The organism is Asticcacaulis sp. P4_H10, assembly GCF_056400965.1.
The window spans coordinates 117,180-130,045 of sequence record NZ_JBFUKH010000007.1 but is presented as its reverse complement, the minus strand read 5'-3'; the positions used below and the strand labels follow the sequence as shown (position 1 = coordinate 130,045).

Genomic DNA, 12,866 nt, shown 5'->3' with positions numbered 1-12,866 from the left:
GAAAAGCCATGACCGATCGCCGCGCGCTTCTGAAAACCACCCTGGCTGCTTCGGCGCTGACCGGTCTTGCCGGCGCGGCAATGGCTGCGACCAAGGTCAAGCCGGTCGTCGTGTCGACCTGGGACTTCGGCGTCGCCGCCAATCAGGCGGCGTGGTCGGTCATAGAGGGCGGCGGCCACGCGCTCGACGCCGTCGAAGCCGGCGCACGCATTCCCGAAGCCGACATGAAAAACCACAGCGTCGGCCGCGCCGGCTATCCCGATCGCGATGGCCACGTCTCGCTCGACGCCTGCATCATGGACGAACAATGGCGTTGTGGTGGCGTCGCGGCACTGGAACACATCGCCCATCCGATATCGGTGGCGCGCCGGGTGCTGGAAAAGACACCGCACGTGCTGCTGGTCGGTGATGGCGCGCTGCAATTCGCCATCGAACAGGGCTTTCCGAAGGAAGAACTGCTGACGCCGGAATCAGAAGCTGCCTGGCGTGAATGGCTGAAGGTGCAGAACTACCAGCCGGTCGCCAATAGCGAGATGTCGACCTATGGCCATGCGCCCAACAGCAAGATGCCGGGCGACGAGCACAATCACGACACGCTGGGCATACTGGCGCTGGACGGGCAGGGGCGGTTGTCCGGCGCGTGCACGACGTCGGGTATGGCGTGGAAGCTGCGTGGCCGCGTCGGCGACAGCCCGATCATCGGCGCCGGGCTTTATGTCGATGGCGAGATCGGTGCGGCGACCTCGACCGGCGTCGGCGAAGAGGTTATCCGCAATGCCGGCAGCTTCTTGGTTGTCGAGTTGATGCGCCAGGGCCGCTCGCCGCAAAAGGCTTGTGAAGAAGCGGTCATGCGCATCGTCCGCCGCCGCCCGGAAGCCGCCAAGACACTTCAGGTCGGGTTTTTGGCGCTCAACAAAAAGGGCGAGGTCGGCGCCTACGCCATCCAGAAAGGCTTTGTCTACGCCCAGTGCGACGCCAAGGCGAGCGATACAGTTGTGCCGGCCAAGAGCTTCTTTGCATGATTTGACGCCGGAAGCCCCCTTCCGTCATTTGCTCCGCAAATGCCACCTTCCCCGTAAACGGGGAAGGAAAGTATTGAATTAGCTTGCTTAATTCCTTCCCCGTTTACGGGGAAGGTGGCAGCGAGCGTAAGCGACGCTGACGGAAGGGGGGCATTTTAAGCCCAATCATATGTGATGGTTGCCGAGGGTATCTGCTCGGCGCCCTTCAGGATCGGCGTCAGCGACAGCATCGTCGTGGTGGACTTGCCTCGCACAAGATTGGCGAGGTAATAGGCATCACCGCTGATCCGGCCGAGCCAGACGCGATCTGCGCCCGAGCCAGCAAACAGGTCGTAAGCATCGACATTTGCATCCGCTTCCCATCGCAGGCGCAGTTCCGCAGACTTGCCGCCCGGCAGGATGCGCGCCTGTTCAATGCGGAACCCTATGATCCCGACAGGCGGAAGCAGCGCGTCATCGCTCAACGACAGTTCGCCGATGTTGACGGCGTAGGCGCCCGTGCCTTCGAAGCCGAGCGAGAAGGTGACCAGCGTTCGGCCGGCGAACTTTCCAAGCTGGCCGTTCCAGCGCAGCCAGCCGTTTTTCAGCGCCTTGCCGCCAGAGACGTCAACCCACTCGACCTGCGTCGGCGCGTCCTTGAAGACCAAGCCGACCTTCATGCGGCCCTTGGCGCCACCCTTGTAGACCAAGCCGACCGTGGACGACGCATTAAGCGCGACCTCGGTCTTATAGAGACGCACTTCGGTCGGCTGATTGAGCGTGCCCGCGACCCGCAGCGAGGAGCCGCCGTCCCAGGCATCCGTAAAGTCGTAATCGACGTCCAAGGCCGCGCCCTTGGTCCACCATGCCCAGCTTGGCAGGATGTCCTGAACGCCGAGATTGAACCACTGTGCCGAACCCGTCTGTACGCCCTCGCTGAAGAAACGCGCGCCTTCGCCGGTATTGAAACGCGTGACGAAAGGTAGTGTACCCACGACCGAGCGTTCGACGATAAAGTTGGCGACGCCATAGGTAATCGGCAGGCGAAGCTGGTCGCTGGCCTGGCCGGGCGCCTGGTAGTCGGTATAGACCTTGCGGCGTTCGGCATCGCCATAGATGGCCAGTTGCGCAGGAGTCGGGTTGTTACCATTGGCCGGGCTGCCGGTCTTTCCGGACCAGAAGCTCTGATGCAGGCGATACCACGACTTGCGCACCAGATTGGGGTCGGTCAGACTGAGCAGTTCCGTGCGGTCGGCCGCTGTCGGAGCCTTCAGGGCTTTCAGCTGATCGACGCGGGCGCGGCGCACCTTCCGCAGGCCGTCTTCGACACTGTAGATCTGCAGGCCGCCCTGCGACGGGCCGCCGTTGGGCGTGATGACGCGCGGCGCGACCAGGCCCATATAGCCGGGGCCCGGATAGAGTTGCAGGCCGTAATAGATATCGTTTTGATCGTAGCCGCCGCCGGTCCTGGCCGGGTCGGCCAGCTCGGTCAGGGCGTGGCCCGAACAGCAGCCGCGTGTCAGGCCGTAATTGCTCCAGCCCTGGTCGATCATCATCGAGTCGGCGCGCGGTTCGGAGGCCTTGCGTTCGCTGCCATCGACGTGCGACCAGCCCGGCCAGACGGATTTCACGTCGGTATAGCCGTCGTAATACTGGATGTGGAAATCGTTGAGGCCAATGTTGGCCGCCGCCGTCTTCATATCGGCGATCAGGTCCTGGATGGCGTGGGCGTCCTCAGCCGTGTAGCTTTCGAAATTGACGAAATAGCCGTCAAAGCCGAAATACTGGCAAAGCTTGACCAGCTTGGCGGCGACTTCCGGACGCGGCAGGTCCGTGCCGTTGAACATGCGGACATCGGGTTGGAAGACGCAGCCAAGGCAGATGGCGCCGTTGCGGTGTGCTGCGTCGGTCATGGCCGGATTGGGCACCAGTCCGGTCGTGTTCCAACCGACGACGACGTCCAGGTACTGCCAGAAGCGCTCGACGTGGGGGCGGCTTTTCGCACCCGTCTGGTAGCGGGCACGGTTGAGGTCCTCGTCCGGACCTTCCAGCGTCAGATAGGCCGCGAACAGGGTGGCTGCTGACACATCGGGCTTTAGACCCGGCTGCGCCTGGGTGGCGTTCAGCGGCGCGATGCGGGCCGCGCGCTTGACGTGCGACTGGTAGAACGGCGCGCTGGGATCGGTCTCCGGATCGTAGGCCTTGAATACGTCCCAAGCCTCGCCCGGCGCATTAAGCGGATAGACCGGGATGATCGACTGGCTGTCGGCGGCGTAAGACAGGCCGGGCATAATCGCAGTGACGGCCGCAGTAGCGGCGGTCATGCGGAAGAACTGACGGCGGTCGGCGATGAAATGGGACATGTTTGGCTCTGGCTTATCGGGTGATGATGCCGGTCTTGCCGACGGCGATCACCGGCTTGTCCTGCACGGCGTGCGGCAGGCGGATACGCACATAGCGGCCGGTCTTCGGTGTGGCAAAGCGTATGCGTTGTCCGGTCCGGTTGGCCGCGATGTTCGAGAATTCGCCCTGGCCTGACATGTCACCCCATTGTGTGCCATCCGCACTGACCCAGACTTCGTAACCCGCCGGCGGCCCCATGCGATTGACGCGGTCGATCCCGAGCGAAATATTCTGTATGGGCGGGGCCAGCACAAATCCCTTGATGCCGATCGTTTCACCCAGGTCGATGATCACCTCGACGGGTTGGTTGTCGGGACCGGTGAAGGTGTCGCCTTTGAGCAGGGCTTCAGGCGTGTCGATATTCGAGCTGACAATTGTCCAGTTTGCCGGCGACACGTCGAATTCGACAGTGGTTGCCGCGCTTGTGACACCCGTCCGTTCGTCGCGGGCGACGGCCCTGACGATGCCCCCCCGCGTCAACGCGAAGGGCGCCTGATACACAGTTGCGCTAACGGTGGGTTCGCTGCCGTCGATTGTGTAGAACAGGCTTTGTCCGGACCCCGTGGCCGTCAGCGTGACCATACCTTGGGCGTCGCGGCGGACGACAGGCTCTTCGAGCACCGGCGGCATGAGGAACAGGCCGAAATTGCCAATGACCGGGGAGGCGGCGGCCGTCAGGATTCGCACGCGTACCTTGGAGGCCGTCACAGGCGCAGGCAGCCGGATCAGTCGCTGGTGGCCAACGGAGGTGTGGCGGGCAACTTCGCGCCAGCCCTTGGCGTCAAAGACATCGACCACGTAGTCATCGATGCGGACCCCCAGGCGAATATCTTCAGACAGGCGAATAACGTTAAAGGTCTGAGCGGAGGGCAGGGCGACTTCCGCCCAGGCGCCCGCACGGTCGCTGTCCTTTGCTGCCCAGAATTTGCCGGGCTTCAGGACATTGGCAGCTGTGTAAGCGCCGCCGAAGGCCGTGGAGGCCGTGACTTTGCCGCCTGCGGCCAGGTTGCGGGCAAAGGTTTTGTCGATGATCGCTTTCCAGGCCTTTAGCGACGCAACGTCCTCATCCGGCACACGCCCCCGGCGGTCGGGCGCCAGGTTGAGCAACAGGGTCGTGCCGCGGCCAAGCGACTCGAAATAGATCTTGGTCAGGTTTGCGGGTGTGCGCGGCTTTTCATCGGCGTGCCAGAACCAGCCCGGGCGGATCGAGACATTGGTTTCGGCGGGGTTCCAGATTGGGCCGCCGCGCACGCCCTTATTGCCCTTTTCCTGGGTGTAGGGCGTGCTGTCGACCGTCGGCCAGCATGGATCGCCGGCGTGGCCTTCTTCATTGCCGACCCATCGAACATCCATGTCGGCGTCGGCAAACATTACGGCGTCCGGCTGGTTTTTGCGCACGATGGCGCGCACTGTGTCCCAACCGTAATAGGTGGGCGCATGTATGCGGCGCGTTTCACGGGCGCCGCCATAATAGCCGTCGCCGCCATTGGCGCCATCGAACCAGACTTCGAACAGCTTGCCGTACCGGGTCGTAAGCTCGCGCAGTTGATTGTGGTAATATTCGACATAGGCCGGGCGGCCGTATTCGGCGTGGTTACGGTCCCAAGGCGAGAGGTAGACACCAAAGGCCAGGCCGTGGCGCGTGCAGGCTTCGGACATCTCGCGGACGATGTCGCCCTTGCCGCCTTTATAGGGACTGTTCTTGACCGAATGCTCGGTATAGGCGCTGGGCCAAAGACAGAAGCCGTCGTGGTGTTTCGCTGTCAGAATCAGGCCTGTCAGGCCTCCGGCTTTCGCCGCCCCTACGATCTGGTCGGCGCTGAAGTCGGTCGGGTTGAACAAGCTGACGCTCTCGTCACCGTAACCCCATTCCCTATCTGTGAAGGTGTTCATGGTGAAATGCATGAAGGCGTAGGCCGTCCGGTTGTGCCACCGGTACTGGCGCGGCGATGGCGTAGCGCCGTAGGCCTTCGGCGCTACGCCGGCAGCAAGTGCTGGCAGGGGCGCGGCCACGCTTGCAGCGGTCCCAGCCAGGATAAGGTGGCGTCGCGTGAAACTCGTCATGTCCATTCCCTGTTCCCGCCGGTGAACCGTCGGTCAAATTGGGCATGACAACTTATCGCGGCCGTTGAGATTGGCAACGATAAAAACGATTTTTCTTATGAAATTTAGGCGATGTGGCTCAATTCAGACATCAGGTCGTAGGCGTCGCCACGGTAATAGGACTGCGTGTATTCCGCCGGATGGCCATCGGCAAGGAAACCGCGGCGTTCGATCAGGAGTCCGGGTGAGCCTACAGGGATGTCGAGGAGTTGCGCCTGTTCGGCATTGAAGGCGACAGCGCGCAGCCGTTGCAGGGCGCGTACCGGACGTGTGCCGGCTGCTTCCAGTGCTTCATAGAGCGAATTGGTGACGGCATCGAGCGAGGGCAGGCAGCTTGTCGGGACGGTGGCATAGTCGAGGCCCATCGACGTGCCATCGGCAAAACGCATCCGGTTGAAGCGGTAAACATTTGTTCCGGGCGACAGCCCCATGGCCATGGCTTCTTCCGGATTGACCAGTCCCACAGATTTCGACAACCACTTGCTTGAGGGGACGCGACCGCGCGAAATCATGTCTTCCGTAAAGGATGACATCTTGGAATAGCTCTTCTCGACGCGCTTGTTGACGAAAGTGCCAGCCCCCTGGCGCCGGGTCAGCAGGCCCTCATAAACCAGTCCATCGACGGCCTTGCGCACCGTGATTCGCGATACCTGGAACTCTTCCGCCAGTTCGCGTTCGGTTGGGATGGCGGCGTCCGCCACCAGTTTGCGGCTGGTGATCGCGTCTCTCAGCGTATCCTGCAGTTGAAGGTAAAGGCTTGCAGCCTTGGCGCCCGATGCTGGAGATGCGCGCTTGGTTGACGACATAGAGCTTCCCGACCCGCGACCTGACAAGGCGCAATGATATGACCAACATATACATGTGTTATTTTCACATATGATATTTGGTACTATTGCGTCAAATCCAATAATAACAGGTAAAATCCCCTTACGCGTGTTTTTCACGTTGGCCATAGGCCGGAAAGGGCGAAGCCGTTTGGGCTAAAGATCGCGACAAATCGCAATTCAGATTACAATGGTGTTGCCATCTGGAACTGGCCAAAGCACTGTCCGCTTCGCCGGGAATGCCGCGGAATCAGGCCAGGGTAATTTCGGCCATCAGGTCGGACATGTCACCGCGATACCAGGCCCTGGTCAGCTCAGCCGTGCGGCCGTCTTCCAGAAAGCTGCGGCGTTCGATATAGAGGCCCGGAATTCCGATGCCTACGCTCAGTATCTCGGCTTCGGCGGGCGGGAGGGTTATGGCGCGCAGCCGTTGCAGGGCGCGGACAGGCGTCATCCCGCAGGCTTTCAGGCCTTCCTCCAGCGACTCGGCAACCTCAAGGTCGCCCTTGCCGGGGTACAGGGGCACCAGGGTCGTTTCGACGCCGACGGCAGTATCCGACGCATAGCGTACCCGTTTCAGCCGATGAATGCGGCCCTCAGGCGCCAGGCCCAGCAACATGGATTCGTCGGGCGTAACAATGCCCGTTTCCTTGGTGAGCCAAACACTGCGCGGTTCCTGGCCATTCTTCATGATGTTTTCGGTGAACGAAAACATGCTTGTGGGCGTTGTCGGGCGCGGCGCGATGAAGGTCCCGGCGCCCCGGCGCCGCACCAGCAAGCCTTCGCGTTCAAGGTCGGACAACGCCTTGCGTACAGTCAGACGTGAGACGCTGTATTTTTCCGCGAGAGCGCGTTCGGTCGGCAACGCTGTATCGCCGGCAAATTCGCCTTCACAAATGGCGTTACGCAAGATGCGCTCGACCTGCAGGTACAGCGGGCCATGACGGGGTTCAAAGCTTTCGATGGCTGAGAAGAATGTCATGATAACCTCGTCTTTGTCCTAACGGGCGGCCGTAACAGGCGTGGGTAGACGGCGTACGGCGTCGCCAAGAAGCGTAACCAGTTGGGCATCAGTCTGGCGCAGGTCGGGATCGGCAAAGCCGAACCGCACGGCGTCCGCGTCAGGGCTCGGCTCGAGCCGGCTGCACGAAGCGTGAACCGCGGTCACGCCGGTGCGGCGGATGATTTCAGTGACCGTTTCGGCCGTAACCCCAACGCCCGCAATGATTTCCGTTGCCCCACCGTACGGCAGCGCGCTGGCATCGACCAGCCGGCCGATAGCGTCAGCCCCTGCCAGTGCAGTGTCGGCGCCGCCAGAGGTCAGAACCGAACCTATTGCCAGGGACTGCGCAAAGGCCAGGGCTTCAAGTTGATCCGGCACCAGGTCGAAACTGCGGTGCAAGGTAAGTTTCAGATTGTGAGCGTGGGCATGGCGCGCCAGGCGCTCGAGAAGTGCGATATCGAGCGCACCGTTTTCGCGGTTGCCGCCGATGACAACCCCCTCTAGTCCCATCATGGCCACTGCATCGATGTCGTGCAGCATGACCGAGGCTTCAGCCTCGGTATAAACGAAGTCACCTTGCCGGGGCCGTATCATGGCACGTGTCGGACAACCCGTGGCGGCAGCCATACGCATCAGGCCGAGATTGGGCGTCAAGCCACCAACTCCGAGACTGGCGCAGAGTTCGATGCGATCCGCGCCATAACGAGTCGCTACGATCAGGCCTTCGGGTGTATCCACGCAGACTTCGAGCAGGGCGGTCATGCCGTTTTCCTGCGTCTGGTGGCCTGGCTTGTGGCCATAAGCGCAGCCCCAGCCATGGGATCAAGGCGCGGTTCGCGCAGGCAAGGCGTGACGTCAGAGGCCAGCCAGGGCCGGATATGCTGCGCCAGACCGCCCATGAGGCAAACGCCTGGAGCGCCAAGCGACACGAGATGACGTATGTAGAGCTCGATCTCACCTGCCACATTTTCGAGCAGGGCCAAGGCCACGGGATCGCCCTGCCGGGCGTGATCGAACACCATCGGTGACAGGCCACCATATTGCGCAGGCGTTGCGCTTTCCGACCAGTCGACAACCGCCGCGCCGTTACCGAACAATGCGATCAGGGCGCGTGTCAGCGGGCTTTCGGGCGCCAGGCCGTCGAGTGCGTTCAGGGCTGCCTTGGCGGCATCGCGACCGAGGGATGCGGCCGAGCCCTTTTCGTCGAGGGCAAATCCCCATCCACCGACCTGGCGACCCTGGCCGTGACTGATGATGTAGCTTGAGCTGCCCGTACCCGCGATCTGAATGGCGCCGTCATCACCGGCGAAGGCGCCCAGGCACGCGACATGTGCATCACTGGCAACCATCAACGACCCAAAGGGCAGGGCGCTGTTCAGCGTCGCCAGTACATCCTTTTCGGTCAGGACGCCTGCGAGACCAAGCCCCGCCGAAGTCGAAGGCAGGATGGTGCGCGTCAGGCCAGCCGCCTTCAATGCGCTGTCGATCGCTTCGGCGATATGCAGCCAGGCAAGATCAAGGCCCAGACGAATGTTTGCGGCGCCACTTTCGCCTTCCGCCAGAATCTGCCCTTCAACCGTCTGCAGGCGTGCCCGGCAGCTGGTTCCGCCGCCATCAACACCGATAACATAAGAGGGTGACGTCAGTGGCACCATTAAAACTCAGTCCCCCGAAATGAACATGCGTCCTGGAGAGCAGCAGCGCAGATAGCAGAATGCTGACCAATCAGCATATTTGTCATATCAAATTCTTTGTATTTGTCTATAAAAACATTATCGAATGTAAAAGTCCGACACGCCCGCCGCTGACTCTGGACGTACGGGCGGCATTGCCCCAGGGCAGGAACAGAAGCCTGGCGTCCGGATTAAGGAATCCGCCACAGCAGCCATTTTCATTTCCCATAACCATTATTATGCGATGAATATATGGAGCCGGGTGGACTCTATTTTGAAGCGTGAATGATCCATAAAATCAATCTCTTGCAGAGAGACCGTTATGGGCCATTCTTACACTCATCTGACCAAGGATGAACGTCAAACCATCTACAAGCGCTCGATCGCAAAATTCCGCTGATGCAAATTGCCCGTAGGCTCGGACGCCATCATTCGACGCTTTATCGCGAAACCCGCTTACACTTTTCGCCATATCGCTAACGCGAAATTAGTGGGACTACACAATGAGGTCTAAACTGAATTTCGGTGCTGATTCCGTCAATCGCGGAAATGAAAGCGCGCCGGAAAGCCAGACTGGTCCTTCATAAGCTTTGCGGGATCGCGTTAAGCCTTTACGCTTGGCTACCTCCGGCAACACTTTGCCAGCCTGTAAATGGGCAACGCTACCATTTCCCATAATCTGTCGCGATGTTTGCGAGGTGCCTGCCCCATGAGCAATGGACCAGCGGTATTTCCGCTCTTGGCAGTTTTCAAAAAAGCGGCCGGCCCTGAGGGACCGGCCGGGATAGAATTTATTACGGCAAAATAGCTGCAGGCGAATGTCTGGGCATGCTTGAAGGATGCCCAGACTATGCACTGACTTAGAAGTTTGCCTTCAGTGTTATGCTGTAGCGACGGTCGTTGAGCTGCCAGAGCAGCCCGCCGGATTCCCGTTCGACGTAGGTATGGTACATCGAATTTCCGAGATTTACGGCATCCACGGAGACCGTGAACACGTCGTTCAACCGGTAGCTCGCGGAAGCGTCCAGGGATGAATATGGCGCAGCATATTGATTTGCGCCGAAAACACCGCTCCCGTTCAACTGATCAAGGAAGGACGATCGCCAGTTATAGGCAAGCCGCGCCTGGATTGGCCCACGCTCATACAAGCCGATCAGGTTGTAACTGTCCTTCGAAAGCTTCGGAAGAGGTATGAATACACCGGCAGAGCGTTCGACTTTTGAATCGACATGGGTGTAGTTGGCCTGCACGCCAAAGCCGCTCCAAATTCCGGGCAGAAAGTCGAAAAACTGCGTGTACCCGGTCTCGAAGCCCTTAATCTCGCCTTTTCCAAGATTGATACTCGTACCGATGGAATAGTCGACGCCGCTGAAGTTCATGACCTCGATGCCGCTGGCCAGGTAACCATCGACATCCTTCTTGAACAGGCCGAAGAAGGCCATATTGGCCGAGCCCCAGTAATATTCCGCAGTGAGATCATATGAGGTCGCGGTCATGGGCTTCAGGAACGGATTTCCGGAGCTGCCCGTCGGCCGGCCAAATGCGTCGTACTGGGACGGGATATTCGGATTGAGCTGCACGTGCGTGGCCATATCGGTGAAGTTTGGCCGCGTCAGCGTCTGGCCAAAGGCCGCCCGGAACTGCAGGTCATCGCTTACGTGAAGCCGAAGGTTCAGGCTCGGCAGTACATTGGTATAGTCGTTTTCGAGTACGGCACTGTGCGCCCCGGTGCTGTCCTGGATATAGCCAACGGACTTCAGGCTTGTCTTGACAGCGCGCACACCCGCGGTGCCGTCAAGTCCATAACCGAAGACGGTCGTGGCAAAGTCACCGGATACGTAAATAGCCTCCGTCTTTTCTTCCTGTTCGTTGATTTCAGACGGGTTGAAGGTCGTCCGGAACGTATAGCTGTTTGGCTTGCCCGCGAACAACTCTGCATAGGTCTTGACCGTCCGGTTAAACACGGAAGACTGCGGATCGGCGTATTCGGGGAAGATCCCGACAGCGAAGCCAACGCCGGGCACCATGAAGTTGTCCGCCGGGCCGACCGAAATCAGATTCGGATGCTGTGAGACCGGGATGAGCGGGCACGCCCCCCAGCTCGGGTTGGTACCCGTGTCGTTACAGACGCCCGTGCTATCCCAGTTTCCGCGCAGAAGGACCTTCGTGTCCGATACACGTACGCCGGCATGCAGTTTGTTGAAGAAATGCCCATCATTGTCGAAGTCAAATTCCTGCACAAAGGCGGACATCTTCAACTTATGACGGTCGACAGCGTTGGCCAGCCACTCATAGTACCAGTTGTTCGGATTGCCGAAATAGGCATACGGATTGTTCGGATTTGCCGGGTCAACAATCGAGAAGGTCGGGTATTTTCCCCTTACGTCGAAGGCAATGTCCAGATCAGGAATGTTGGCCACGCTCCGGCTCTCGTTATCGTACAGCTTCACTGAGTCGCCATTGCGGTCGGCGTCATATGTTGCGTACTCGTAGGCGAAGTCGGTCTTCGAGGTGAGCCGGTCGGAAATCTGCCATTTCAGGTTCACGGTTGACAGGTTCGTTACGCTCCGGACGTCCTGGTCGAAGCGCGATGTTGAAAAGATCTGCGGCGAAAGCACGCCGCTTGTCGCAGCGCCATCTTCCGACCACGTAAACGTCGAGCCCGCGGCTGCCCTGGGATCGGTGTTCTTGTCATCGCCGTACAGGTACTCGCCGCGACGGATGAATTGGTAGTTGGAGTGCATGTTTTGCACGGTAAGCAGGACGTCATCGTTGACCTGCCACTGGTAGGCCAGAGCAAGGCCCTTCCGGACCCGATTTCCTGAGTCCTGATAGATTTCAAACGAGGTCGGAACGTACAGGGTTGAGAGGCTGCCCTTGTTTGGGAAGGTTGCAAACGCCGCCGGGTTTGATGTCGCGGTGATGACGTGCTGCTGCTGCTGAAGGACGGCGTCCTGGCGATAGAAGGTCTGGCCGTAGGACGCGTTTACGAGAAAACCCATCCGCCCGAGGCTCGTATCGAACTGACGGCTGAACAGAGCCGAAACCGATGGTGAGGCCTTGTCGATGCGGTCATACTGGTTCGCCTTCAGCGTGATGCTGTTGATGTCGGCCTTCGAATCAAAGGGCTTGCGCGTGCGAATATCCACCACGCCACCGATACCGCCTTCGATCAGGTTGGAGGCAGCATTCTTATAAACATCCAGCCCCGCCATCAATTCCGACGGCAGCCCTTCCAGGTCAGGCGCCCGCCCGCCATTCGCCGTGAAAAAATCGCGTCCATCGACCAGATTGCGGACCTGGGTCATGCCGCGAATCGTAATCGCGGGCTCAGTCCTGTGATCGTAGTCCGTCCCGCCCTCGCCGTATCGGCGCTGGATCTGCACGCCCGTAATGCGCTGAAGGGACTCCACAGTGTTGACATCGGGCAACTTGCCGATATCGGTGGCCTGGATGGAATCGACGATCTGGTTTGCGCTTCGTTTGATGTTGCGTGCTGACCTGAGCGATCCTCTGGTCCCCGTAATGACCAGAGCCTCATCCGCCGGCGCTGCCGATGGGGCGGCGTCCTGCGCGTACGACACGATCGGCACAGCCATGGCAAGCACCGCTACGGTGGCCATCAAGGTGGGCTTGTAGGCTTTATGCTTGGGCATCTATTCCTCCATTTTGTTTTTTTGAGCGAAGCGGAATTGCCCGTCGCGCGGCTTTCGTCGCATGTCCCGTAAGCGCAATTCTTATCTGTGATTAAATCGCATTACATCACTTTTCAACGGATAAATTTGTATGATTTATTATAACGTTCAAACCGTGTTGGCATGTTGCATTTTTGACACTTCGCTTGGTTGCAGACAAAAAG

The 12,866-nt window shown here is 59.8% G+C and carries 8 protein-coding genes and 1 pseudogene; 2 read left to right on the top strand and 7 right to left on the bottom strand.

The features are described 5' to 3' along the window. Nucleotides 1-8: 8 nt before the first annotated feature. Nucleotides 9-1,022 carry a glycosylasparaginase gene (locus AC1DON_RS13995; protein WP_476935426.1) on the top strand — a complete coding sequence of 338 codons (1,014 nt, stop codon included), beginning with the start codon at nt 9-11 and terminating at the stop codon, nt 1,020-1,022. A 155-nt stretch (nt 1,023-1,177) separates the two neighbouring features. On the opposite strand, the gene AC1DON_RS13990 is transcribed toward AC1DON_RS13995, so the two are convergent. From AC1DON_RS13990 to AC1DON_RS13965, 6 genes are all read right to left on the bottom strand, one after another. Continuing rightward, on the bottom strand, nt 1,178-3,364 hold the full coding sequence (locus tag AC1DON_RS13990; RefSeq protein WP_476935425.1) for an endo-beta-N-acetylglucosaminidase: 2,187 nt from the start codon (nt 3,362-3,364) through the stop codon (nt 1,178-1,180). A gap of 13 nt (nt 3,365-3,377) precedes the next feature. Beyond that, complete coding sequence (locus AC1DON_RS13985; protein WP_476935424.1) at nt 3,378-5,468, bottom strand: alpha-L-fucosidase; 2,091 nt, start codon at nt 5,466-5,468, stop codon at nt 3,378-3,380. A gap of 104 nt (nt 5,469-5,572) precedes the next feature. Beyond that, the gene (locus AC1DON_RS13980; RefSeq protein ID WP_476935423.1) at nt 5,573-6,313 is read right to left on the bottom strand and encodes a GntR family transcriptional regulator; all 741 of its coding nucleotides are present in this window, start codon (nt 6,311-6,313) and stop codon (nt 5,573-5,575) included. Nucleotides 6,314-6,581: 268 nt separating this feature from the next. Further along, a complete protein-coding gene (locus AC1DON_RS13975) occupies nt 6,582-7,313 on the bottom strand; it encodes a GntR family transcriptional regulator (protein ID WP_476935422.1) in 732 nt (243 codons plus the stop codon). Between the two features lie 18 nt (nt 7,314-7,331). After that, nucleotides 7,332-8,096, bottom strand: a complete 765-nt coding sequence (locus AC1DON_RS13970) for a copper homeostasis protein CutC (RefSeq protein ID WP_476935421.1) — start codon at nt 8,094-8,096, stop codon at nt 7,332-7,334. Beyond that, nucleotides 8,093-8,989, bottom strand: coding sequence for a glucosamine kinase nucleotide-binding domain-containing protein (locus tag AC1DON_RS13965; RefSeq protein WP_476935420.1), 897 nt, complete (start codon nt 8,987-8,989; stop codon nt 8,093-8,095). Before AC1DON_RS13965 ends, AC1DON_RS13970 begins: the two co-directional genes overlap by 4 nt. A gap of 405 nt (nt 8,990-9,394) precedes the next feature. Between AC1DON_RS13965 and AC1DON_RS13960 the strand changes: the two are divergent. Further along, nucleotides 9,395-9,487, top strand: a pseudogene (locus tag AC1DON_RS13960) (helix-turn-helix domain-containing protein); the annotation flags it as partial. A gap of 380 nt (nt 9,488-9,867) precedes the next feature. Here AC1DON_RS13960 and AC1DON_RS13955 read toward each other — a convergent pair. After that, nucleotides 9,868-12,663, bottom strand: a complete 2,796-nt coding sequence (locus tag AC1DON_RS13955) for a TonB-dependent receptor (protein ID WP_476935419.1) — start codon at nt 12,661-12,663, stop codon at nt 9,868-9,870. Nucleotides 12,664-12,866: the final 203 nt, after the last annotated feature.

Coding starts and splice junctions, on each gene's coding strand:
- AC1DON_RS13990 (WP_476935425.1), bottom strand. CDS start 3,364: ATGTCCCATTTCATCGCCGACCGCCGTCAGTTCTTCCGCATGACCGCC.
- AC1DON_RS13985 (WP_476935424.1), bottom strand. CDS start 5,468: ATGACGAGTTTCACGCGACGCCACCTTATCCTGGCTGGGACCGCTGCA.
- AC1DON_RS13995 (WP_476935426.1), top strand. CDS start 9: ATGACCGATCGCCGCGCGCTTCTGAAAACCACCCTGGCTGCTTCGGCG.
- AC1DON_RS13980 (WP_476935423.1), bottom strand. CDS start 6,313: ATGTCGTCAACCAAGCGCGCATCTCCAGCATCGGGCGCCAAGGCTGCA.
- AC1DON_RS13975 (WP_476935422.1), bottom strand. CDS start 7,313: ATGACATTCTTCTCAGCCATCGAAAGCTTTGAACCCCGTCATGGCCCG.
- AC1DON_RS13965 (WP_476935420.1), bottom strand. CDS start 8,989: ATGGTGCCACTGACGTCACCCTCTTATGTTATCGGTGTTGATGGCGGC.
- AC1DON_RS13970 (WP_476935421.1), bottom strand. CDS start 8,096: ATGACCGCCCTGCTCGAAGTCTGCGTGGATACACCCGAAGGCCTGATC.
- AC1DON_RS13955 (WP_476935419.1), bottom strand. CDS start 12,663: ATGCCCAAGCATAAAGCCTACAAGCCCACCTTGATGGCCACCGTAGCG.